Here is a 23213-nt window from a genome sequence, read left to right as displayed (position 1 = left end):
CGCACATCCCGTCGCTCGTCGCCGTCTACCCGACCAACGACTGGCACGAGCGCGAGACGTACGACCTGTTCGGGATCGTCTTCGACGGTCACCCGGCGCTCACCCGGATCATGATGCCGGACGACTGGCAGGGCCACCCCCAGCGCAAGGACTACCCCCTTGGCGGGATCCCCGTTGAATACCGCGGAGCGAAGGTGCCCCCGCCCGACGAAAGGAGGTCGTACGTATGACCGCCACGGATTACGACGCCTACGGCACGGGCGAGGCCGCCGAGGGCACCGTCTACAACGTCAACGGCCAGGACTGGAACGAGGTCGTGGACGCAGCGTCGTCCGGCGACGAGGACCGCATGGTCGTCAACATGGGTCCGCAGCACCCGTCGACGCACGGCGTGCTCCGGCTCATCCTGACGCTCGACGGCGAGACGGTCGACGAGGCCCGGCTGGGCATCGGCTACCTCCACACCGGCATCGAGAAGAACATGGAGTACCGGACGTGGACCCAGGGGACCACGTTCTGCACCCGCATGGACTACCTCGCGCCGCTGTTCAACGAGGCGGCGTACTGCCTCGCGGTGGAGAAGCTGCTCGGCATCACCGACGACGTCCCCGAGCGGGCGCAGGTCATCCGGGTGATGATGATGGAGGTCAACCGGATCTCCTCGCACCTGGTCGCCATCGCGACGTTCGGCCTCGAGCTCGGTGCAACCACCGTGATGCTCAACGGGTTCATTGAGCGTGAGTACGCCCTCGACATCTTCGAGATGGTCGCGGGCCTGCGCATGAACATGGCCTACATCCGGCCGGGCGGCGTCGCCCAGGACCTGCCGCCGGGCGCGATCGACAAGATCGGCGACTTCGTCAAGCGGGAGAAGGGCCGGCTCAAGCAGCTGCGCAAGCTCCTCGACGCGAACCCCGTGTTCGTCGCGCGGACGAAGGACATCGCCTACCTCGACCTGACCGGCTGCATGGCGCTCGGTGTCACCGGCCCGGTCCTGCGCTCCGCGGGGCTGCCGTGGGACCTGCGCAAGACCCAGCCGTACTGCGGTTACGAGACGTACGAGTTCGACGTGCCGACGCAGCAGAGCTGCGACGTGTACGGCCGCTACCTCGTCCGCATGGCGGAGATGGAAGAGTCCCTGAAGATCATCGAGCAGTGCCTCGACCGGCTGAGCTCCGGCTCGGCCAAGTCGGGCCCGGTGATGGTCCAGGACAAGAAGATCGGCTGGCCGGCGCAGCTCGCGCTGGGCCCGGACGGCATGGGCAACTCGCCGAACCACATCGCGCACATCATGGGCCAGTCCATGGAGGCCCTCATCCACCACTTCAAGCTGGTGACCGAGGGATTCCGGGTGCCGGCCGGCCAGGTGTACGCCGCGGTGGAGTCGCCGCGCGGCGAGCTCGGCTGTCACGCGGTCAGCGACGGCGGCACCCGCCCGTACCGCGTGCACTTCCGCGACCCGTCGTTCACCAACCTGCAGGCGGCCCCGGCGATGTCCGAGGGCGGCCAGGTCGCCGACATCATCGCCGCGGTGGCGAGTATCGACCCGGTCATGGGGGGAGTCGACCGATGAGCTTCGAGCCAGAGGTCCAAGCGCGGCTCGAGCGCGACGCGAAAGAGATCATCGCCAGGTACCCGAAGACGCGGTCGGCGCTGCTGCCGATGCTGCACCTGGTGCAGTCCGAGATCGGGTACGTCAGCGACGACGGCATCCAGTTCTGCGCCGACATGCTGGGCATCACGCCCGCGCAGGTCACCGGCGTCGCGACCTTCTACACGCAGTACAAGCGTGAGCCGGTCGGCGAGTACCACGTCGGCGTCTGCATCAACACGCTGTGCGCGATCATGGGCGGCGACCAGATCTGGGAGGAGCTGTCCGAGCACGTCGGCGTCGGTCACGACGAGGCGACGGAGGACGGCAAGATCAGCCTCGAGCGCCTCGAGTGCAACGCGGCCTGCGACTTCGCTCCCGTGATGATGGTCAACTGGGAGTTCTTCGACGACATGACGCCGGAGAAGGCCAAGCAGCTCGTCGACGACCTGCGCGCCGGCAAGCCGGTCGCGCCGACCCGCGGCCCGTCCTCGGTGTGCTCCTGGAAGCAGGCGTCGCGGGTGCTCGCGGGCTTCAACGACGGCCGCGCCGGCGAGGGCGTGCAGGCCGGGCCGGAGTCGCTGCGCGGCCTCGAGCTGGCCAAGCGCGAGGGCTGGACCGCTCCTGAGCCCGAGGAGACCACCAAATGACGACGACTCTGACCCCCATCCTCACCAAGTCGTGGGACCAGGCGGACTCGTTCACGCTGCGCGGCTACGAGAACGCCGGCGGGTACCAGGCGTTCCGCACCGCCCTGGGCATGAACCCGGACGACATCATCCAGGCGGTGAAGGACTCCGGGCTGCGCGGCCGTGGCGGCGCGGGCTTCCCGACCGGCCTGAAGTGGGGCTTCATCCCGCAGGGCGACGGCAAGCCGCACTACCTCGTCGTCAACGCGGACGAGTCCGAGCCGGGCACGTGCAAGGACATCCCGCTGATGATGGCCAACCCGCACGTGCTGGTCGAGGGCATCATCATCAGCTCGTTCGCGATCCGCGCGAACCACGCCTTCATCTATGTGCGCGGTGAGGTCCTGCACGTCATCCGCCGCCTCCAGCAGGCGGTCGCGGACGCGTACGAGGCGGGCTACCTCGGCAAGAACATCCTCGGCTCCGGCTTCGACCTGGAGCTCGTCGTCCACTCCGGCGCCGGCGCGTACATCTGCGGCGAGGAGACGGCGCTGCTCGACTCGCTCGAGGGCTACCGCGGTCAACCCCGGCTCAAGCCTCCCTTCCCGGCGGTGGCCGGCCTCTACGGCGGCCCGACTGTGATCAACAACGTCGAGTCGATCGCGAGTGTTCCCGGCATCATCGCCAACGGCGCCGACTGGTTCGCCTCCATGGGCACCGAGAAGTCCAAGGGCTTCGGCATCTTCAGCCTCTCCGGGCACGTGACCCGGCCGGGCCAGTACGAGGCGCCGCTGGGCATCACGCTCCGCGAGCTGCTCGACATGGCGGGCGGCATCCGGGGCGGGCGCCGGCTGAAGTTCTGGACGCCGGGCGGCTCCTCGACCCCGCTGTTCACCGACGAGCACCTCGACGTGCCGCTGGACTTCGAGTCCGTCGGCGCGGCCGGCTCCATGCTCGGCACCCGGGCGCTGCAGCTCTTCGACGACACGACCTGCGTCGTACGGGCCGTGCTGCGGTGGAGCGAGTTCTACGCGCACGAGTCGTGCGGCAAGTGCACGCCGTGCCGCGAGGGCACCTACTGGTACAAGCAGATGCTCAAGCGCCTGGAGAAGGGCGAGGGCAGCGAGAAGGACCTCGACACCCTCCTGGACCTGTCGGACAACATCCTCGGCCGGTCGTTCTGCGCCCTCGGTGACGGCGCGACCAGCCCGGTGACCTCGTCCATCCAGTACTTCCGGGACGAGTACATCCAGCACTTCGAACAGGGCGGCTGTCCCTTCGACCGGGCCGCCTCGACCGCGTGGGCAGGTGCGAACCGCTGATGACAGTTACAGTGAGCGGCAGCTCGGCGGCCTCTCCCCAGAACCCTGGGGGTGTACCGCGCGAAGACCTGGTCACGGTCACGATCGACGGCTTCGAGATCAGCGTTCCGAAGGGCACGCTGATCATCCGGGCCGCCGAGCTGCTCGGCATCCAGATCCCGCGGTTCTGCGACCACCCGCTGCTCGACCCCGTCGGCGCGTGCCGGCAGTGCCTGGTGGAGATCCCGGACGCCGGCAACGGGCGGCCGATGCCCAAGCCGCAGGCGTCCTGCACCACCACGGTCATGCCGAACATGGTGATCAAGACGCAGCTCACCTCGCCGGTGGCCGACAAGGCCCAGCACGGCGTGATGGAGCTGCTGCTGATCAACCACCCGCTGGACTGCCCGATCTGCGACAAGGGCGGCGAGTGCCCCCTGCAGAACCAGGCGATGTCCAACGGCCGCGGCGAGTCCCGGTTCGTCGAGACGAAGCGGACGTTCCCGAAGCCGGTCGCGCTGTCCTCGCAGGTCCTGCTGGACCGTGAGCGGTGCATCCAGTGCGCCCGCTGCACGCGGTTCTCCGACCAGATCGCCGGCGACGCGTTCATCGACCTGTTCGAGCGCGGCGCCAAGGAGCAGGTCGGCGCGGCCACCGACGAGCCGTTCCAGTCCTACTTCTCCGGCAACACGGTGCAGATCTGCCCGGTCGGCGCGCTGACCGGCGCGGCGTACCGCTTCCGCTCCCGGCCGTTCGACCTCGTCTCGACGCCGAGCGTCTGCGAGCACTGCGCCTCCGGCTGCGCCCAGCGCACCGACCACCGGCGCGGCAAGGTGACGCGCCGCCTGGCCGGTGACGACCCGCAGGTCAACGAGGAGTGGAACTGCGACAAGGGCCGGTGGGCGTTCACGTACGCCACCCAGCCCGACCGCCTGACCCACCCGCTGATCCGTAACGAGGACGGCGTGCTGGAGCCGGCGTCCTGGCCGGAGGCGCTGAGCGTCGCGGCCGAGGGCCTGGCCCGCGCCCGCGGCAAGGCCGGCGTGCTGACCGGCGGCCGGGTCACCCTCGAGGACGCCTACGCGTACAGCAAGTTCGCGCGGATCGCGCTCGGCACCAACGACATCGACTTCCGCGCCCGCGCGCACTCGGCCGAGGAGGTCGAGTTCCTCGCCGCGACCGTCGCGGGCCGGCCGATCACGGTGTCCTACACCGACCTGGAGAACGCCCCGGCGGTGCTGCTGGCCGGCTTCGAGCCGGAGGAGGAGTCGCCGATCGTCTTCCTGCGGCTCCGCAAGGCGGCCCGCAAGAAGGGTCTGAAGGTCTACTCCGTCGCGCCGTACGCCACGCGCGGCCTGCGCAAGCTGTCCGGCACGCTCCTGGCCACCGCGCCGGGGGCCGAGGCCGAGGCCCTCGGTGACCTGATCACCGGGAGCGCACTGGACGACGCGGGCAAGGCCGCCGCCGAGCTGCTCAAGGCCGAGGGCGCGATCATCCTCATCGGTGAGCGGCTCGCCGCGGTGCCGGGAGCCCTGTCGGCCGCCGGCCGGCTCGCGACCGCCACCGGCGCCCGCCTCGCGTGGATCCCGCGCCGGGCCGGTGAGCGCGGCGCGGTCGAGGCCGGCGCGCTGCCGACCCTGCTGCCGATCGGCCGTCCGGTCGCCGACGCCGCCGCGCGCGGCGAGGTGGCCCGGGCCTGGACCGTCGGCTCGCTGCCGGCGACGCCGGGCCGCGACACGACGGGCATCCTCGCCGCCGCGCGGGACGGCGGGATCGACGCGCTGCTCATCGGCGGCGTCGACCCGTACGACCTGCCGGACCCGGCCGGAGCGCTCGAGGCCCTGGAGAACACCCCGTTCATCGTCAGCCTGGAGCAGCGGGTCAGCGCGGTCACCGACCGGGCCGACGTCGTGCTGCCGGTGGCGACGGTGACGCAGAAGGCCGGGACCTTCGTCAACTGGGAGGGCCGCGGCCGCCAGTTCGACGTCGTGCTGAAGACCCCCGGCGTGATGTCGGACCTGAAGGTGCTGGCCGCCATCGCCGACCAGCTCGACGTCCACCTGGGCCTGCCGGACTCGGCGGCGGCCCGCCGTGAGATGGCCGCGCTCGGCGCGTTCCGCGGCGACCGGCCGAGCCTGCCCAGCGTGCCCGCGGCCGTACCCGCCGAGCCCGGCAAGGGCGAGGCGCGGCTGGCCACCTGGCGGATGCTGCTCGACGCGGGCCGGATGCAGGACGGCGAGCCGTACCTCGCGGGCACCGCGAAGACGCCGGTCGCGCGGCTGAGCGCGGCCACCGCCGCGGAGATCGCAGCGGACGGGAAGGTCACCGTGGCCACGGCGCACGGCGAGATCACCCTGCCGCTGGAGATCGTCGACATGCCGGATCGCGTGGTCTGGCTCCCCGAGAACTCCCCGGGCTGCGCGGTCCACCGGGACCTGGGCGTTTCGGCCGGGGCGGTCGTGAAGATCCAGAACGGGAGCGTCGCATGAGCGACACGCACACCCTTGCCGAAGGAGCCACTCTCAACAACTTCGGGCACGACCCGTGGTGGATCATCGTGCTCAAGGCGCTGGTGATCTTCGTGTTCCTGCTGCTGACGGTGCTCATCACCGTCTGGGCGGAACGCCGGATCATCGGCCGGATGCAGCTGCGTCCGGGTCCGAACCGCGCCGGCCCCTTCGGCATCCTGCAGGCGCTGTTCGACGGCATCAAGGGCGCGCTGAAGGAGGACATCGTCCCGCGCGGCGTGGACAAGGTCGTCTTCTTCCTCGCGCCGATCCTCGCCGCCGCGCCCGCGATGGTGTCGTTCTCGATCATCCCGTGGGGTGGGGTCGTCTCGATCGCGGGCCACAAGACGCCGCTGCAGCTCGCGGACCTGCCGGTCGCGGTGCTGCTGCCGCTGGCGATGGCCTCGATCGGCGTGTACGGCTTCGTGCTCGCCGGCTGGTCGTCGATGTCGCCGTACGCGCTGCTCGGCGGTCTGCGCTCCAGCGCTCAGGTGATCTCGTACGAGATCGCGATGGGCCTGTCGTTCGTGGCGGTGTTCCTGTTCGCCGGGACGCTGTCCACCTCCGAGATCGTCGCGGCGCAGGCGCACGGCACCGCGTTCAAGGTCGCCGGGATCACGTTCCACACGCCGTCCTGGTACGCGATCCTGCTGCTGCCGTCGTTCATCATCTACATCTTCACGATGATGGGGGAGTCCGGCCGTATCCCGTTCGACCTGCCCGAGGGCGAGGGCGAGCTGGTCGCCGGCTACCACACCGAGTACTCGTCGCTGAAGTTCATGATGTTCTACCTCGCCGAGTACGTGAACATGACGACGCTGTCGGCGCTGTGCACGACGCTGTTCCTCGGCGGCTACCGCGCGCCGTGGCCGATCACCTGGTTCTGGTCCGGGGCCAACTCCGGCTGGTGGCCGATCCTGTGGTTCCTGATCAAGATCTGGATGTTCACCTTCTTCTTCATCTGGCTGCGCGCGGCCCTGCCGCGGGTCCGCTACGACCAGCTGATGAAGCTGGGCTGGAAGGTCCTCATCCCGGTCTCGCTCGGCTGGATCCTGTTCGTGTCGGTGGTGCGGGCCCTGCGCAACGAGCATCACGACGTCGGCCCGATCATGATCGTCGCCGCCATCGTCGTCTTCCTCCTGCTCATCGGGTCGTTCCTGTGGGAGCGGGTCTCGGCGAGCGAGGCGCAGCCGGAGGAGGCGGAGGCCGCGGCCGAGCACGACCCGATGGCGGGCGGCTTCCCGGTGCCGCCGCTCGACGCGCCGCACTACCACGGCGTCGGCAACGGCCGTGCGCCCAACTCCGCGGAGGCCACCCGTGCTTGATTTCCTGAACCCGATCAAGGGGTTCGGCGTCGCGTTCCACCAGATGCTCAGTAAGACCGAGGTGGTGGAGTACCCCGAGGTCAAGAAGCCGACGGCACCGCGCTTCCACGGCCGGCACCAGCTCAACCGCTGGCCGGACGGCCTGGAGAAGTGCGTCGGCTGCGAGCTGTGCGCATGGGCGTGTCCCGCCGACGCGATCTACGTCGAGGGCGCCGACAACACCGAGGAGGAGCGGTTCTCCCCGGGTGAGCGGTACGGCCGCGTCTACCAGATCAACTACCTGCGGTGCATCCTCTGTGGGTTGTGCATCGAGGCGTGCCCGACCCGGGCGCTCACGATGACCAATGAGTACGAACTCGCCGACGTCAGCCGCGAGAGCCTCATCTACACCAAGGAGATGCTGCTCGCGCCGCTCACCGAGGCCATGGAGGCCCCGCCGCACCAGATGCGTCTCGGCGAGACCGAGGAGGACTACTACCGCCTCGGCGCCAAGAGCGATTCCAAGGACGGTGCCAAATGACCGGGGTAGTGGCCGCGGGCGCGCACCAGACCGGCGAGAGCGCGATCTTCTGGATCCTCGCGATCGTCTCGGTCGGGGCGGCCCTCGGCATGATCCTCACGCGGAAGGCCGTGCACTCGGCGCTGATGCTGGCGGCGGTGATGTTCTCGCTCGCGGTGCTGTACGCCGTGAACGAGGCGCCGTTCCTGGCGTTCGTGCAGGTGATCGTCTACACCGGCGCGGTGCTGATGCTCTTCCTGTTCGTCGTCATGATCATCGGGGTCAGCTCGACCGAATCCCTGGTCGAGACGATCAAGGGCCAGCGCGTCCTCGCCGCGATCGTGGGCATCGCGTTCGCCGTCCTGCTGTTCGTCGGGTTCGGCCACGCGACGCTGCCGAAGACCGCGGGCCTGAAGGACGCCAACGCCAATGGCGGCAACGTCATGGGCCTGGCGCGGCTGATCTTCACCAAGTACGTCTTCGCGTTCGAGGTGACCAGCGCCCTGCTGATCACCGCGGCGCTCGGCGCCATGGTGCTGGCGCACCGTGAGCGGCTGCGTCCGAAGCCGACGCAGAAGCAGCTGTCGAAGGAGCGGATCAAGAGCGACCGCGTCTCGCCGCTGCCGCCGCCCGGCACGTACGCCCGCCACAACGCCGTCGACATGCCGGCCCTGCTGCCCGACGGCAGCATCTCGGAGCTGTCGGTCAGCCCGGTGATCGCCCGGCGCCGTACCGGCGAGCACGAGGACCTGCACGGCGCCTCGCCCGAGGCGGTCGCCCGTGAGGGGACCAAGACGGTCAAGGCCGTGATCGAGAAGCCGGTCGAGATCGAGGAGGAGGAACAGTGACGGGCCACTACCTGGTTCTGTCCGCCATCCTGTTCACGATCGGCGGGGTCGGCGTGCTCATCCGCCGCAACGCCATCGTGGTCTTCATGTGCGTCGAGCTCATGCTCAACGCCACCAACCTGGCGTTCGTGAGCTTCGCCCGCATGCACGGCAGCCTCGACGGGCAGATCATCGCGTTCTTCGTGATGGTCGTGGCCGCGGCCGAGGTGGTCGTCGGACTGGCGATCATCATGACGATCTTCCGGAGCAGGAAGTCCTCGTCGGTCGACGACGCGAACCTGCTGAAGTACTGAGGACATCCCGATGACCACGATGAACGCTGTTCTTGCCGCCGGTGGGCCGGAACTCCACCCCCAGGCGGCCGAGGGCGTCCAGTCCGTCGCCTGGCTGTTGATCGCCCTGCCGCTGGCCGGCGCGGCGATCCTGCTGCTGAGCGGGCGCCGTACCGACAAGTGGGGCCACCTGCTGGGCACCGCGATGTCCCTGGGCGCCTTCGTCGTCGGCGTCCTCACCTTCTTCCAGATGCTGGGTCAGGACGGGGAGGGGCGCAGCCGTGTGGTGCACCTCTTCCACTTCATCTCGGCCGGCTCCCTGAAGGTCGACATGAACCTGCTGGTCGACCCGCTGTCGATCAGCTTCGTTCTGCTGATCACCGGGGTCGGCTCGCTGATCCACATCTACTCGATCGGCTACATGGCCCACGACCCGGACCGGCGGCGGTTCTTCGCCTACCTCAACCTGTTCGTGGCGGCCATGCTGCTGCTGGTGCTGGCCGACAACTACGTGGGCCTGTACATCGGCTGGGAGGGCGTGGGTCTCGCGTCCTACCTGCTGATCGGGTTCTGGCAGCACAAGCCGAGCGCGGCCACGGCGGCCAAGAAGGCGTTCATCGTCAACCGGGTCGGTGACTTCGGCCTGTCCGTCGCGATCATGATCATGTTCGCGACCTTCGGCTCGCTGAGCTACCAGGACGTCTTCGGCCAGGCCTCGCAGGCGTCGCACGGCACGATCACCGCGATCGGCCTGCTGCTCCTGCTCGGTGCCTGCGGTAAGTCCGCCCAGCTCCCGCTGCAGTCCTGGCTTCTGGACGCCATGGAGGGCCCGACCCCGGTGTCGGCGCTCATCCACGCGGCGACGATGGTCACCGCGGGCGTCTACCTGATCGTCCGCTCCCACGCGATCTTCGAGCTGTCGCCGGACGCGCGGCTGCTCGTCACGATCGTCGGCGTCGCGACGCTGCTCGCCGGTGCGATCATCGGTTGCGCCAAGGACGACATCAAGAAGGCCCTCGCCGGCTCGACGATGTCGCAGATCGGCTACATGGTGCTCGCCGCGGGCCTCGGCCGTCCCGGCTACGTCTTCGCGATCGCGCACCTCATCGCGCACGGCTTCTTCAAGGCCGGCATGTTCCTCGGCGCCGGTTCGGTCATGCACGCCATGAACGACGACGTGAACATGCGCAAGTACGGCGGCCTGCGGAAGGTCATGCCGATCACGTTCGCGACGTTCGGCCTCGGCTACCTCGCGATCATCGGCTTCCCCGGCCTGTCCGGCTGGTGGACCAAGGACGGCATCATCGACGCCGCCTTCGAGAAGGGCGGCACGTCCGGCCAGGTCCTCGGCTGGCTCGCGCTGCTCGGCGCCGGCATCACCGCGTACTACATGTCCCGCGTGATGTTCATGACGTTCTTCGGCGAGCCGCGCTGGGACGAGGACGTCCACCCGCACGAGTCCCCGAAGGTCATGACGGTCCCGTTGATCCTGCTGGCGATCGGCTCGATCGCGGGCGGCGCGTTCCTCATCGCCGGCGACCGGTTCGCGAAGTTCCTCGCGCCCGTCGTGGGCGAGCCCGAGGAGGCGCACAAGCTGATCACGCCGTACACCGGGATCGTGTTCGCGCTCATGGTGGTCGGCATCGGCCTCGCGTACGTGCAGTACCTGCGCCGCCCGATCCCGCGGACGGCCCCGGCGGGCAACCCCGCCGTGACCTTCGCCCGCAAGGACCTGTACGGCGACGCGCTGAACGAGTCGCTGCTCATGCGGCCCGGTCAGTGGCTCACCCGCCTCACGGTCTACTTCGACAACCGCGGCGTCGACGGCATCGTCAACGGCCTCGCCGCGTTCATCGGAGGGACCTCCGGCCGGGTCCGGCGCGTGCAGACCGGTTTCGTCCGCTCGTACGCCCTGTCAATGTTCGTCGGCGCCGCACTCGTCATCGGTGCCCTGTTCCTGGTGAGGATCTAGTGGTCGCCACGACTTCCCTGCCGCACCGGAAGGTGGCCTCATGCTGACCGCCCTCATCGCGATCCCGGCCGTCGGCGCACTGCTCGTCGCGTTGCTGCCGAAGGGCCGTGACGCGCTGGCCAAGCAGGTCGCGCTCGGCATCACGCTCGTCGTGGCGGTGCTGTCCATCGTCATGGCGGTGCAGTTCGATCCGAACGGCAAGCGTTTCCAGTTCACCGAGAAGTACTGGTGGATCAAGCAGTTCGGCGTGCACTACGCGGTCGGCGTCGACGGCGTCGCCCTCGTGCTGATCCTGCTGTCGACGATCCTCGTTCCGCTGGTCGTGCTGGCCTCCTGGAACGAGTCGGGCCGTTCGGGCGGGGTCGACGCCCCGCCGAAACGGTCGGTCAAGACCTACTTCGCGCTGCTGCTCGCTCTCGAGGCGATGATGGTCGGCGTCTTCGCGGCGACCGACGTCTTCCTCTTCTACGTCTTCTTCGAGGCGATGCTGATCCCGGTGTACTTCATCATCGGGTCCTACGGTGGGCCGCAGCGCTCGTACGCCGCGGTCAAGTTCCTGCTGTACTCGCTGTTCGGCGGCCTGCTGATGCTCGCCGCGGTGATCGGCCTGTACGTCGTGTCGGCGAACCTGGGCCACGGCACGTTCCTGTTCGACGAGCTGCGCGCTCCGGAGATCGTGCAGCACATCGCGCCGACCACCGCCAAGTGGCTGTTCCTCGGCTTCTTCATCGCCTTCGCGATCAAGGCGCCGCTGGTGCCGTTCCACACCTGGCTGCCGGACGCCGCGGGCCAGGCCCCGGCCGGCGCCGCCGTGCTGATCGTCGGCGTGCTCGACAAGGTCGGCACGTTCGGGATGCTGCGGTTCTGCCTGGAGCTGTTCCCGGGCGCCTCGAAGTGGTTCACGCCGGTCGTGCTGACGCTGTCGGTGGTCGGCATCGTGTACGGCGCGGTGCTCGCGATCGGCCAGGTCGACATCAAGCGCCTGATCGCCTACACGTCGGTGTCCCACTTCGGCTTCATCACGCTGGGCATCTTCGCGATGACCTCGTCGGCCCAGAGCGGCGCGACGCTGTACATGGTCAACCACGGGTTCTCGACCGGTGCGCTGTTCCTGCTCGCCGGGTTCATGATCTCCCGTCGCGGGTCGGCGCGCATCGACGCGTACGGCGGCGTGCAGAAGGTCGCCCCGCTGCTGGCCGGCACCTTCCTCGTCGCGGGCCTGTCCGGTCTGTCGCTGCCGGGTCTGTCGAGCTTCGTCTCGGAGTTCATGGTCCTGGTCGGCACGTTCTCCCGCTACAAGGTGCCCGCGGTCATCGCGACGGTCGGCATCATCCTCGCCGCGATCTACATCCTGTGGATGTACCAGCGGACGATGAACGGCCCGACCGCCGAGGCGGTCAAGGGCATGAGCGACCTGTCCAAGCGTGAGCTGATCGTGGTGGCGCCGATCATCGCGATCATCGTCGCGCTCGGCTTCTACCCGAAGCCGGTGCTGGACGCCATCAACCCGTCGGTCAAGCAGACCCTGGTCCAGGTCCACAAGCAGGACCCGAAGCCGACGGTCGCCGAGAAGGGAAGCCACCAGTGACACCCGTCTACATGGCGGCGGGGGACATCCCGACCCCCCACATCGAGTACGGGCGGCTCGCTCCGACCCTGATCGTGCTCGGGGCGGCGTGCCTCGGTGTGCTCGTCGAGGCCCTCGCGCCCCGTACCCAGCGGTACGGGCTGCAGGTGCTGGTCTCGGTCGTCGGCCTGGTCGGGGCGTTCGCCTGGACGATCGCGCTCGGCCTCGGCGACCAGCCGCACCACGTCGCGGCGATGGGCGCGGTCGGCGTCGACGGACCGACCCTGTTCATCCAGGGCACGATCCTCGTCCTCGCCCTGATGTCGATGCTGCTGATCGCCGAGCGGACGCACGAGGACAGCCCGTTCACGGCGCAGGCCTCCACGGTCCCCGGCAGCCCGGAGGAGCGCGAGAGCCTCGTCGCGGGCCTCGTGCAGACCGAGGTCTTCCCGCTGGTGCTGTTCGCGGTCGGCGGCATGCTGATCTTCCCGGCCGCCAACGACCTGCTGACGATGTTCGTGGCCCTGGAGGTCATGTCGCTGCCGCTGTACCTGCTGTGCGGTCTGGCGCGACGCCGCCGTCTGCTGTCGCAGGAGGCCGCGGTCAAGTACTTCCTGCTCGGCGCGTTCTCCTCGGCGTTCTTCCTCTACGGCACCGCGCTGCTGTACGGCTTCGCCGGCTCGGTGCGGCTGTCGGACATCGCGGCGGCGATCAGCAAGCAGGGCGGCACCGAGCCGCTGCTGCTCGCGGGCGTCGCGCTGCTCGCGGTCGGCCTGCTGTTCAAGATGGGCGCCGCGCCGTTCCAGGCGTGGAAGCCGGACGTGTACCAGGGCGCCCCGACGGCGATCACCGCGCTGATGGCCTCCTGCACCCTGGTCGCCGCGGTCGGCGGTGTGCTGCGGGTCTTCTACGTCGGCCTGGAGACGCTGCGCTGGGACTGGCGGCCGATGATGTGGGCCGTCGCGATCCTCACGATGCTGGTCGGCGCGATCGTCGCGATCACGCAGACCGACGTGAAGCGCATGCTGGCGTACTCCTCCATCGCGCATGGCGGCTTCCTGCTCACCGGCGTCATCGCCACCAACAAGGCGGGCCTGTCCAGCACGCTGTTCTACCTGGCGGCGTACGGCTTCACCACCGTCGGGGCGTTCGCGGTCATCACGATGGTCCGGGACGCGGGCGGCGAGGCCGGGCACCTGTCCCGCTGGGCGGGCCTGGGCAAGCGTCAGCCGCTCGTCGCCGGAACGTTCGCCTTCTTCCTGCTGGCGTTCGCCGGTATCCCGCTGACCAGCGGGTTCACCGGGAAGTTCGCGGTCTTCCAGGCCGCGATGGCCGGCGGCGCGATGCCGCTGGTGATCGTCGGTGTGGTGTCCTCCGCCATCGCCGCGTTCTTCTACGTCCGGGTCATCGTGCTGATGTTCTTCAGCGAGCCGCTGGCGGACGGGCCGAGTGTGGCCTTCAGCCCGACGACCGCGACGGCGGTCGCAGTTGGGGCGTTCGTTACCCTGGTCCTCGGCGTGATTCCCGGCCCCGCGCTGCACCTGGCGCAGTCGGCCGCAAATCAGCTGTTCGTCCGCTGAGACTGGGGAGAAGTCTGTGAGTAGTGCCCTTCTGGGCCTTCCGGCCGTCGATGACACACTCGCAGCAGGCATCCAGGAGAGACTGGCCGAGGTCGAGGAGGCGCTGCGGGACGCGGTGCAGAGCGACTACGCACTGATCACCGACGCCTCGCGGCACCTCACCGACGCGGGCGGCAAGCGGTTCCGGCCGATGCTGGTGCTGCTGGCCGCGCAGTTCGGCGACCCGGCCGCGCCCGGGGTCATACCGGTCGCGGTCGTGGTGGAGCTGACCCACCTGGCGACGCTCTACCACGACGACGTGATGGACGAGGCCGTGATGCGCCGCGGCCAGGCCTCGGCCAACAACCGGTGGAACAACACCATCGCGATCCTCACCGGCGACTACCTGTTCGCCCGCGCCTCGGACATCCTCGCCGACCTCGGGCCGGAGGCGGTGCGCATCCAGGCGCGGACGTTCGCCCGGCTCGTGCGCGGGCAGATCCTGGAGACCGCCGGCCCCGCCGCCGGCACCGATCAGCTCGACCACTACATCGAGGTCATGGCGGGCAAGACGGGCTCGCTGATCGCCGCGTCCGCGCAACTGGGCGCCCTGCTCGCGGGGGCCGGCCCGGAGATCGTCGAGACGCTCACCTCGGCCTGCGAGAAGATCGGCATCGCGTTCCAGCTGTCCGACGACATCCTCGACATCGCCTCGGAGTCGGAGGAGTCGGGCAAGACGCCGGGCACCGACCTGCGCGAGGGCATCCGTACGCTGCCGGTGCTGCACGTGCTGCGCTCGGTGGCGGACGAGGACGCCCGGCTGCGCGAGCTGCTCGACTCCGACCTCACCGACGACGCGCGGCACGCCGAGGCCCTGGCCCTGCTGCGCGCCCACCCGGCGATGGACCGGGCCCGCGCGGACCTGCGGCGGTGGGTCGACGAGGCCCGCGCCGAGCTGCTGACCCTGCCGGACGTCCCCGCGCGGGCGGCGTTCCTCTCCCTCTGCGACTTCGTCCTCACCCGCACCGCGTAGGCCGCCGAGCCACCGGCGGCGGTCACAGCGCTTCGCGATCATCATGACGCCGCCGCCGTCCGCCGCCGCTCGCGCGCGGCGGCGGCGCGCGGCGGCGGCGGACGGCGCCCCTCAGCCGCGGCGACGGCGGACGAGCAGCGTGCCGGCGGTGCCGAGCAGCAGCACCGCCATGCCCGCGATGATCGCCACGAACGGCAGCTTCGAGTCGTCATGACTCTGCGATGCGGTGGGCGTGGCACTGAGGGTCGCGGCCGGGTGTGGGGCCGTGGTGTGCCGCTCCGCGGGCGGCGACGCGACCGGCACCGACGGGTGCGGGCCGGTCCTGCCGACCCTCTCCGTCACCACGACCTCGCCGTGGACCGTACGGCCGGCTCCGCAGGACGCGACGATGGCGTACTTGCCCGGCGACAGGTCCTTCTTGATCCTCGGGTCGCCCTCGCCGGTGTCCGCCTTCCCGTACAGGGCGACGTCGCGGGTGAACGCCGGGGACTTGGCGATGTGGGCCGTCGGCCCGACGCTGCAGTCGGGGACGGAGATGTGGATTCGCTGCCCGGGACGCGGCGAGTGCGGTGAGACGGCGATGCCGTCCGCGGCGGCGGGCGCCGCGCCCAGACCGGTCGCCGCTACGGCCGCGACGGCGGCCGCGACGGCCTTACGAGCTGGTCGCACTGCTTCCTCCTCGGAGCCTGACGGCTCTCGGGTCCATGTCCGGTCTGGGCCAAGTCCACTCCGGGACCTGCAAGTTACTGCATACCTTGATCAAGCGTGGAGATGTTAGGGCTACGCTATGGGTTCGCTTTGCCAGTGTTAGCAATTGTGATGGACGGGGTGACTGGTGCGGGCGACGCGGATCATGCCGATTGTCCTGATCCCGGCGGCATTGGTGGCGCTGGCGGGGCCGGCGGTCGCACGATCGGGTCATGGGCGCGGCACCTCGGTCAGCGTTCAGGCGGACGATCCGTACGGCGTCTCCGACCCGGCCACGCTCGCCTTCTGGTCGCCGAAGCGGATGGCGGCGGCCACACCGCTCGACGGACGCCCGACCCAGGCGACCGGCGGCAAGATGGGCGTAACCTCCAGCCGGCCGACCGCCAAGACGTGGACCGGCAGCCCCGTCGTCGGTGCGCTGTTCCTCAGCAACGGCAGCGGCAGCCACTACTGCACCGCCAGCGTCGTCAGCACGCCCAAGAAGAGCCTGATCCTCACCGCCGGACACTGCCTGTACGGCACCAACGGCTGGGCGAAGAACATCGTCTTCGTGCCGCGCTACAGCAAGACCAAGGGCGCCCGCCCGTACGGCGCGTGGACCGTCAAGTACATGTACGTCGACTCGCGCTGGAAGAAGAAGCGCGACCCGGACCTCGACTTCGGCTTCGCGGTGGTCGGCACGCGGAACGGCAAGGCCATCGCGAGCGTGGTCGGGGCCAACCGGCTCGTCATCAACCAGGGCTACACGAACCGCGTCCGCGTCATCGGGTACCCGATGAAGAAGTACTCCTCCGTCGACAAGCCGATCTACTGCAACGTCACCACCCACAAGGCGTTCAAGTACCAGATCTACTTCGACTGCAACGGCTTCTACGGCGGCACGAGCGGCAGTCCATGGATCAAGAATTACAACACCACCACCCGGCGTGGCGACGTCCTCGGGGTCATCGGCGGCTACCAGGAGGGCGGCAAGTACGAGTGGCGGTCGTACGCCTCCGTCTTCGACAAGGACGTCAACAACCTCTTCGCGACGGCCAAGAAGCACGGCTGAATCGCGACACGGCTCGGGAAAACCCGGCGGCGGCGCGGCGATGATGCAATAGTTCCTCTTCGTGTACGCGTGCGCACGGAGGGTGGGTCCCTGGTGAAGACCACACGACTGCTCTGTGCCGTCCTGGCCGGCCTGACGCCGCTCACCCCGCTCCCGCGCGCCTCGGCCGCCGGCGGGCACGCCGTGCACGCCGTCACCTTCGTGGACCGCACCGCCGGAACGCGCAGCGCGGCCTACTGGACCGAGCGGATGATGGCGACCGCGACGCCCGTCGACGCCCGCGACGCACGCCTGGTGCGGCAGGCCGGCCCGCCCGACGCCGTGCCGGCGGCCGGTTACACCGGCGGCAGCCGCGTCGTCGGTGCGCTGTTCCTCAGCAACGGGAGCGGCCGGCACTACTGCACCGCCAGCGTGGTCGGCTCCGCCAAACGGAACCTCCTGATCACCGCGGCGCACTGCCTGTACAGCCCGAGCGGCCACGCGTGGAACCGGAACCTCGTCTTCGTGCCGAAGTACAGCCGTGGCCACCGCCCGTACGGCACCTGGCCGGTGTGGCTGATGGTCGCCGACCAGCGCTGGATCGACCACGGCGACCAGGACGCCGATGTCGCGTTCGCCGCCGTGCAGGAGATGAACGGCCGGCGCATCGCCGACGTCGTCGGGGCGAACGAACTGCTGATCAACACGGGTTACGCCAACCGCGTCACGGTGATCGGTTACCCGTCGCGGGCGAACAACCCGAGCGACCGGCCGATCCGCTGCACCGGCCCGACGTACCGGTACGCCGACGCTCAGCTCCGGTTCGACTGCGGCGGCTTCACCGGCGGCACGAGCGGCAGCCCGTGGATCTCCGACTACGACGACCAGGCGCAGCGCGGTTACGTGATCGGCGTGATCGGCGGCTACCAGAAGGGCGGCGACACCGACTGGCGGTCCTACAGCCCCCTGTTCGACGACGACATCGGCCGCCTCGCCGTCACGGCGAACGACCAGGCCTAGGGGATGTGCGGTGGATCGCCGCTCGCCACGAACAAGATCCACTGGACACCCCCTAGCGGTGCTCCGAGGCGCGCTGCTGACGGCGGCCCTGTCCTCGACGGCGGCGCCGGTCGCCGCGGCGAACGTGGCGGGGATCCGCGCGGTCAGCCACGTCGAACCGGAGGCGGGGTGGGACGCCGCGTACTGGACCGTCTCCCGGATGGCGGCCGCGACTCCGCCGGAGGCCCGGTCGGGAGACCACGCGCCCGGACCGCCCGCGGGAATCCCCCGGGCCAGGCCGGGCGGCGGCAGCCGGGTCGTCGGCGCGCTCTTCTACCGCAACGGTCGCGGCGACCACTACTGCACCGCCAGCGTCGTCCACACGTCGAAGAAGGACCTCATCCTCACGGCGGCCCACTGCCTGTACGACCCGAGCGACCACGCCTACGCGACGCACATCGCGTTCGTCCCGGCGTACCGCACCGCGCGGCCCCACCCGTACGGCGTCTGGCCCGTCCGCCGGACCTGGCTGGACTCGCGCTGGACGAGCCACGGCGACCGGGACCTCGACTTCGGCTTCGCGGCGCTAGGCAGGGTCGGCGGCCGCCACATCGCCGACGTCGTCGGCTCGAACCGGCTCCTGGTCGGCCAGGGGTTCACCAACCGGGTGACGGTGATCGGGTACCCGGTCAAGGCCCACAACCGGACGGACCGCCCCATCTGGTGCGCCAACCGGACGTTCAAGCTGTCGCGGTACCAGGTCGGCTTCGACTGCAGGGGCTTCTACGGCGGCACCAGCGGCAGTCCGTGGATCGTCCGGTACGACAGGAGGACCCAGAGCGGCATGGTCATCGGGACGCTCGGCGGCCATCAGCGGGGCGGCTCGACCCACTGGCGTTCCTACAGCGCCCTCTTCGACGGCGACGTCTCCAAGCTGATCGCCAAGGCCGACGAGGAGGCCTGACTCAGGCGGCCTCGGCCACCGGCTCGGGCCGGAGCGCCGTGCGCCGCTTCGACCGGGCCGCGCGCAGCCCGTCCACGGTGAGCATCGCCAGGGCCGCCCACACCAGCAGGAAGCCGACCCACCGGCTCGCGGGCATCGCCTCGTGCTGGACCAGCAGGCCGATCAGGAACTGGATGACCGGCGCGAGGTACTGCAGCATGCCGATGACGGTCAGCGGCACCCGCGTCGCCGCGGTGTTGAACAGCATCAGCGGGATCGCCGTGACCACGCCCGCGCCGACGAGCAGCGTGACGTGCCCGGCTCCGTGCCCGGTGAAGGTCTGGTGCGGCGCGAGCAGCGTGTACGCCAGCGCGGGCACGAACAGCACCGCCGTCTCGATCGTCAGGCTCTCCGCCGACCCGGTCGCGGCGAACTTCTTGACCAGGCCGTACGTGCCGAAGCTGCCGGCCAGCAGCAGCGCGATCCACGGCAACCGGCCGTAGTCCGCGGCGAGCACCCCGACGGCGACCACGCTGACCCCGATCGCCGCCCACTGCCACGCCCGCAGCCGCTCGCGGAAGACCAGGACGCCGAGCAGGACGCTGACCAGCGGGTTGATGAAGTAGCCGAGGGCCGCCTCGATCGTGTGCCCGCTGTTGACCGCGTAGATGTACGTTCCCCAGTTGACCGTGATGATCAGTGCGGCGAGGGCCAGCAGCAGGATCCGCCGCAGCCCCAGGGTCCGCAGCCACGTCCAGTGCCGGCGTACGGCCAGGATCACCAGGACGGCCACGAGCGACCAGATCATGCGGTGGGCGAGGATCTCCAGCGCCCCGGCCGGCTTGAGCAACGGCCAGTAGAGCGGGAACAGCCCCCACATCGTGTACGCCGCGATGCCGGACAGAATGCCACGACGGGTATCAGCCACGGCCGAATCCTACCAAGTCGTAATTAGCGTAGATGCTTCACGGTAATGTCAAGCGCTGCTTCACAGACGGGGGTCCGTTTGCGCCGAGGGATACCCTGCAAGGGTGTTCGGATTCGCAAAGACGACGATGGTGACCCCAGAAGAGGCCCTCCCGGGCCGCGACACCCCCATGCCGGTCGCCGAGCGGCACACCGTGCTCGGCACCCCGCTCGCACCGCCGTACCCGCCGGGCACCGCGATCGCCGAGTTCGGCGAGGGCTGCTTCTGGGGCGTCGAGCGCGCCTTCTGGAAGATCCCCGGCGTCGTGTCGACGGCCGTCGGCTACGCCGGCGGCTACACCCCCAACCCCACCTACGAAGAGGTCTGCTCCGGCCGCACCGGCCACACCGAGGCCGTGCGCGTCGTGTACGACCCGGCCAAGATCTCCTACGAGCAACTGCTCAAGGCGTTCTGGGAGGGCCACGACCCGACCCAGGGCATGCGCCAGGGCAACGACGTCGGCACGCAGTACCGCTCGGTCATCTTCTACCGCGACGACGCCGAGCGCGACGCCGCCCTCGCCTCCCGCGAGTCGTACCAGAAGGTCCTGAACGCCGCCGGCTACGGCGAGATCACCACCGAGATCGTCCCCGCCGGCGAGTTCTACTTCGCCGAGGACTACCACCAGCAGTACTTGTCGGACGCCAAGAACCCGAACGGCTATTGCGGCGTCGGCGGCACCGGCCTGACCTGCCCGGTGGGCGTCGCCCGCGCCGAGTAGGGCGTGACCCCACGCGGGGTCCTCTACCTCGTGGTCTGTGCCGCTCCGGCGGCCTCTGGTGTTGAGGACCTGGTGCTCCTTGCGCAGGCGGCGGGATGGCGCGTCTACGTGATCGCCACTCCGCTGGGCCTGCGCTTCATCGATGCCGACCGGCTCGCCTCGGTGACCAGTGAGCCGGTACGGAGCGAGTGGCGCATGCCGGGGGAGCCCAAGGCGCTGCCTCCGGCCGACGCGGCGATCGTCGCCCCGGCAACCTTCAACACGATCAACAAGTGGGCGACCGGCATCACCGACACGTTCGCGGTCGGTGTGCTGTGCGAGTTGGCGGGATGCGGTGTCCCGATCGTGGCGGTTCCGCTGCTCAAGGACGCGCTTGCCCGCCATGCGGCGTTCGGTCCCAACCTCGACGCGTTGCGCTCGATGGGCGTACGGGTGCTGTTCGATCCGTCTGCGCCGCCGGATGCCCGTATGCCACCCTGGGACCAGATCCTCACAGAGCTTGACGCACTTCGGGCACCGTAGCCCCTGGCGAAAGGCACAGCGTGGACGCTCGCGCGGAGATCGGTCGTCGCATCGCCCGCCAGAGACGGCGGCGAGGATTGAGCCAGGCCGCGTTGGCCCAATTGGTCGGGCGTTCCGAAAGCTGGCTGAGCCAGGTGGAGCGCGGTCTGCGGTCGATCGACAGCCACTCGCTCCTCGTCCAGCTCGCCGAAATCCTCGGCGTGGACATCAGTCAGCTCACGCCAAGCGAGACGGGTACGGAGACGGTGAAGTACGAGCCGGTCGCGGGCATCCGCGAAGCCATGACGCGGTACGGGGCGCTCCCCGGAGTGATCAACGCGCGGACGAACGGCGGTCGCCGGCCGAGTCTGCGGTGGCTGCGTCACGAGGTACGCCGTGCCAACAGCCTGTATCAGGCGGCGCGCTACGACGACGCCGGACGACTGCTGCCGGGGTTGATCGACGCGGCAGAGGAAGCGCGTGCGTCGTGTCCTGCGGCGGAGCGCCGAACGGCGGACGCACTGCGGGCGCTCGTCTACCACTCGGTCACCATGACACTGAGTCGGGTCGGTGAGCCGGAGTTGGCCTGGGCGGCGGCGGACCGTTCCGTCGCGGCAGCGGAAGTGGCAGAGCGGCCCGTCCTGGCGGCGGTGAGCGCATACCGGCTCGGATACGTCCTGATCGGCCTCAAGCATGCGAGCCGAGCGGAAGACCTCGTGCTCCGGGCGGCTGAGGCTCTGGCGGGTTCGAGCCGACGCGCCAAGCCTCCTGCGCTCTCCGTTCGCGGGGGCCTCTACCTCGCGGCGGCTACGGCAGCGGCAGCGCGCTTCGACAGAGCGACCACTGACCGGCATCTCCGGACGGCACGAGGGATCGCGGAACAGATCGGACAGGACCGCAATGACTTCTGGTCGGCGTTCGGACCGACGAACGTCGTCATCCACGAGGTATCGGCTGCCGTAGCGTTCGGCGATGCCAAGCTTGCGCTATCGCGGGGCGAACCGCTCGACGTGCAGCGGCTGGGGCCTGGTCTTCGGGGGCGACGGGCTCAAGTCCTGCTCGACCTGGCGCGCGCCTATGGACAACAGCGGAAGGACGCAGCCGCGGTACACACCCTGCTCAAGGCCGAGCGGGTCTCGCCAGAACTCATCCGGTACGACGCGCGTACCAACGCGCTGCTCACCGAACTCGTCCGGCGAGAGCATCGCGCCAGCACCCCCGAGCTGAGAGGACTGGCGCGCCGGGCCGGCGTCGTCTGACCCGCACTCGACTGCGGCCTCTTTACCTTTACCGCAGTGCGGCTCGAATCCGTCCGGCGGCGGCACCCTCGACGTCATGACAGCAGAGGCGATACGGCCAGGGGTCCCGGAGGACGCGCACACGGTCGCGGACCGCTTGGCGCGGGCCTGCCGGGTGGAGGGACTGAGTGCGGACGTGCTCGGCCCCACGCGGGTGCGGGCCTGCGTCCCCAAGACGCATGCGGGGCTGGCAGAGATCATCAAAATCATGCCCGACGAGGGCGAGGTTCTGTCCTTCTACTGGAGCTGGGGCGAGCGCATCTGCCCGGCGTCCGACATCGCCGGGGCGGTGGCTGCGATCAAACACGTCGTCACCCCACCGCTTCATTCGGCGTTCTGATGGCGTCACCGGACGAGCTGATGCGCTCGGTGCACAACTTCCACGCCACCGTCGACCGGATGCGCCGACCGGGCACCTCGTGGATCGCCGAGGTCACACAGCTCAAGATCCTCGTCGGCAAGTATCCGGACCACGCTCGGGAGTTCCTGGCGCGCTTAGGCGAACCCGTCCCCGGCGGCGAATGCCTGGTCGGCACGACGACAGAACAGGGAAGGGCGTGATGACCGTCGTGACGAGTCCCAGTCTCTCCGGGTGGGCGCGCGTCGGGAACGACGTGAACGGTATCCCCCTGTGGCAGTGGAAGGGGGAACCGGTCTATGCCGCGACTCGTGACACGGATCAGCTCCTGTTCCTCGGGGCTGCTCTGGTTCGGTTCGATGAGATGAGCGCCGAGGAGTTCCATGCGTTCATCTCGTCGGCGACCGTACCCGGCGTCGGGGCTGAGCGGCCGTGAGCTACGGAGGGGTGGGCGGGATCTTTGGCCGGTGTCCTGCCTTGGGGTGGGAGACCGCGGGCACCTAAGCTCGCTGGCGGTCTCGGGCATGCTTGCCTGCCCGTGTCTTCCCGAGTCGTGCCCCGGTCTTAGGGACCCGCCCCAAGGGA

At 69.6% G+C, this 23213-nt stretch carries 24 protein-coding genes; 22 read left to right on the top strand and 2 right to left on the bottom strand.

Annotated features, from left to right (window positions below; all coding sequences use genetic code 11):
* The 13 genes from AB0K82_RS27115 to AB0K82_RS27055 all read left to right on the top strand — a co-directional run.
* A partial coding sequence (locus AB0K82_RS27115) for an NADH-quinone oxidoreductase subunit C (protein WP_364402009.1) occupies nucleotides 1–230 on the top strand: 230 nt, incomplete at its 5' end.
* Nucleotides 227–1573, top strand: a complete 1347-nt coding sequence (locus tag AB0K82_RS27110) for an NADH-quinone oxidoreductase subunit D (protein WP_364402006.1) — start codon at nucleotides 227–229, stop codon at nucleotides 1571–1573. The genes AB0K82_RS27115 and AB0K82_RS27110, both read left to right, overlap by 4 nt.
* A complete protein-coding gene (gene nuoE, locus AB0K82_RS27105; protein ID WP_364402003.1) occupies nucleotides 1570–2241 on the top strand; it encodes an NADH-quinone oxidoreductase subunit NuoE in 672 nt (223 codons plus the stop codon). The genes AB0K82_RS27110 and nuoE overlap by 4 nt, the downstream gene beginning before the upstream one ends.
* Nucleotides 2238–3542: an NADH-quinone oxidoreductase subunit NuoF gene (nuoF, locus tag AB0K82_RS27100; RefSeq protein ID WP_364402000.1), complete on the top strand. Its 1305-nt coding sequence runs from the start codon at nucleotides 2238–2240 to the stop codon at nucleotides 3540–3542. The genes nuoE and nuoF overlap by 4 nt, the downstream gene beginning before the upstream one ends.
* Nucleotides 3542–6010 carry an NADH-quinone oxidoreductase subunit G gene (locus tag AB0K82_RS27095; protein ID WP_364401998.1) on the top strand — a complete coding sequence of 823 codons (2469 nt, stop codon included), beginning with the start codon at nucleotides 3542–3544 and terminating at the stop codon, nucleotides 6008–6010. The genes nuoF and AB0K82_RS27095 overlap by 1 nt, the downstream gene beginning before the upstream one ends.
* Nucleotides 6007–7353, top strand: coding sequence for an NADH-quinone oxidoreductase subunit NuoH (nuoH, locus tag AB0K82_RS27090; RefSeq protein ID WP_364401995.1), 1347 nt, complete (start codon nucleotides 6007–6009; stop codon nucleotides 7351–7353). Before AB0K82_RS27095 ends, nuoH begins: the two co-directional genes overlap by 4 nt.
* Nucleotides 7346–7873 (top strand): NADH-quinone oxidoreductase subunit NuoI, encoded by a 528-nt coding sequence (gene nuoI, locus AB0K82_RS27085; protein ID WP_345352330.1) that lies wholly within the window; start codon nucleotides 7346–7348, stop codon nucleotides 7871–7873. The genes nuoH and nuoI overlap by 8 nt, the downstream gene beginning before the upstream one ends.
* Nucleotides 7870–8700, top strand: coding sequence for an NADH-quinone oxidoreductase subunit J (locus tag AB0K82_RS27080; RefSeq protein WP_364401992.1), 831 nt, complete (start codon nucleotides 7870–7872; stop codon nucleotides 8698–8700). The genes nuoI and AB0K82_RS27080 overlap by 4 nt, the downstream gene beginning before the upstream one ends.
* A complete protein-coding gene (gene nuoK / locus AB0K82_RS27075) occupies nucleotides 8697–8993 on the top strand; it encodes an NADH-quinone oxidoreductase subunit NuoK (protein ID WP_364401989.1) in 297 nt (98 codons plus the stop codon). The genes AB0K82_RS27080 and nuoK overlap by 4 nt, the downstream gene beginning before the upstream one ends.
* Nucleotides 8994–9012: 19 nt before the next feature.
* A complete protein-coding gene (gene nuoL / locus AB0K82_RS27070) occupies nucleotides 9013–10944 on the top strand; it encodes an NADH-quinone oxidoreductase subunit L (RefSeq protein WP_364402019.1) in 1932 nt (643 codons plus the stop codon).
* A 40-nt stretch (nucleotides 10945–10984) separates the two neighbouring features.
* A complete protein-coding gene (locus AB0K82_RS27065) occupies nucleotides 10985–12532 on the top strand; it encodes an NADH-quinone oxidoreductase subunit M (protein WP_364401986.1) in 1548 nt (515 codons plus the stop codon).
* Nucleotides 12533–12543: 11 nt separating this feature from the next.
* Nucleotides 12544–14091 carry an NADH-quinone oxidoreductase subunit NuoN gene (gene nuoN / locus AB0K82_RS27060; RefSeq protein ID WP_364402017.1) on the top strand — a complete coding sequence of 516 codons (1548 nt, stop codon included), beginning with the start codon at nucleotides 12544–12546 and terminating at the stop codon, nucleotides 14089–14091.
* Between the two features lie 16 nt (nucleotides 14092–14107).
* Nucleotides 14108–15103 carry a polyprenyl synthetase family protein gene (locus AB0K82_RS27055; RefSeq protein ID WP_364401984.1) on the top strand — a complete coding sequence of 332 codons (996 nt, stop codon included), beginning with the start codon at nucleotides 14108–14110 and terminating at the stop codon, nucleotides 15101–15103.
* A gap of 111 nt (nucleotides 15104–15214) precedes the next feature.
* Here AB0K82_RS27055 and AB0K82_RS27050 read toward each other — a convergent pair whose 3' ends face one another.
* Nucleotides 15215–15772 carry a hypothetical protein gene (locus AB0K82_RS27050; protein WP_364401981.1) on the bottom strand — a complete coding sequence of 186 codons (558 nt, stop codon included), beginning with the start codon at nucleotides 15770–15772 and terminating at the stop codon, nucleotides 15215–15217.
* Nucleotides 15773–15956: 184 nt separating this feature from the next.
* Here AB0K82_RS27050 and AB0K82_RS27045 point away from each other — a divergent pair, with 184 nt between their 5' ends.
* The 3 genes from AB0K82_RS27045 (at nucleotide 15957) to AB0K82_RS27035 (ending at nucleotide 18804) form a co-directional block, all read left to right on the top strand.
* Entirely contained in the window at nucleotides 15957–16862 is a 906-nt protein-coding gene (locus AB0K82_RS27045) for a trypsin-like serine protease (RefSeq protein ID WP_364401978.1), read from the top strand.
* Between the two features lie 93 nt (nucleotides 16863–16955).
* Entirely contained in the window at nucleotides 16956–17861 is a 906-nt protein-coding gene (locus AB0K82_RS27040; RefSeq protein ID WP_364401976.1) for a hypothetical protein, read from the top strand.
* Nucleotides 17862–17919: 58 nt separating this feature from the next.
* Nucleotides 17920–18804, top strand: coding sequence for a trypsin-like serine protease (locus AB0K82_RS27035; RefSeq protein ID WP_364401973.1), 885 nt, complete (start codon nucleotides 17920–17922; stop codon nucleotides 18802–18804).
* Between the two features lies 1 nt (nucleotide 18805).
* On the opposite strand, the gene rarD is transcribed toward AB0K82_RS27035, so the two are convergent.
* The gene (gene rarD / locus AB0K82_RS27030; RefSeq protein WP_364401970.1) at nucleotides 18806–19711 is read right to left on the bottom strand and encodes an EamA family transporter RarD; all 906 of its coding nucleotides are present in this window, start codon (nucleotides 19709–19711) and stop codon (nucleotides 18806–18808) included.
* 103 nt (nucleotides 19712–19814) lie between these two features.
* On the opposite strand from rarD, the gene msrA reads away from it, so the two are divergent.
* From msrA to AB0K82_RS27000, 6 genes are all read left to right on the top strand, one after another.
* On the top strand, nucleotides 19815–20471 hold the full coding sequence (gene msrA / locus AB0K82_RS27025; protein ID WP_364401967.1) for a peptide-methionine (S)-S-oxide reductase MsrA: 657 nt from the start codon (nucleotides 19815–19817) through the stop codon (nucleotides 20469–20471).
* Between the two features lie 3 nt (nucleotides 20472–20474).
* Nucleotides 20475–20993, top strand: a complete 519-nt coding sequence (locus tag AB0K82_RS27020; RefSeq protein WP_364401965.1) for a flavoprotein — start codon at nucleotides 20475–20477, stop codon at nucleotides 20991–20993.
* A 20-nt stretch (nucleotides 20994–21013) separates the two neighbouring features.
* Nucleotides 21014–22231: a helix-turn-helix transcriptional regulator gene (locus AB0K82_RS27015; protein ID WP_364401962.1), complete on the top strand. Its 1218-nt coding sequence runs from the start codon at nucleotides 21014–21016 to the stop codon at nucleotides 22229–22231.
* A gap of 76 nt (nucleotides 22232–22307) precedes the next feature.
* A complete protein-coding gene (locus AB0K82_RS27010) occupies nucleotides 22308–22610 on the top strand; it encodes a hypothetical protein (RefSeq protein ID WP_364401959.1) in 303 nt (100 codons plus the stop codon).
* The gene (locus tag AB0K82_RS27005; RefSeq protein WP_364401956.1) at nucleotides 22610–22831 is read left to right on the top strand and encodes a hypothetical protein; all 222 of its coding nucleotides are present in this window, start codon (nucleotides 22610–22612) and stop codon (nucleotides 22829–22831) included. Before AB0K82_RS27010 ends, AB0K82_RS27005 begins: the two co-directional genes overlap by 1 nt.
* Nucleotides 22831–23064 (top strand): hypothetical protein, encoded by a 234-nt coding sequence (locus AB0K82_RS27000; protein WP_364401953.1) that lies wholly within the window; start codon nucleotides 22831–22833, stop codon nucleotides 23062–23064. Before AB0K82_RS27005 ends, AB0K82_RS27000 begins: the two co-directional genes overlap by 1 nt.
* The last annotated feature ends 149 nt before the right edge of the window (nucleotides 23065–23213 follow it).

The organism is Actinoallomurus sp. NPDC052274, assembly GCF_040679475.1.
In the GTDB taxonomy this organism is placed as follows: Bacteria; Actinomycetota; Actinomycetes; order Streptosporangiales; family Streptosporangiaceae; genus Actinoallomurus; species Actinoallomurus liliacearum.
The sequence above is the reverse complement of the archived record's forward strand: the minus strand, read 5'-3'. Positions and strand labels throughout refer to the sequence as shown.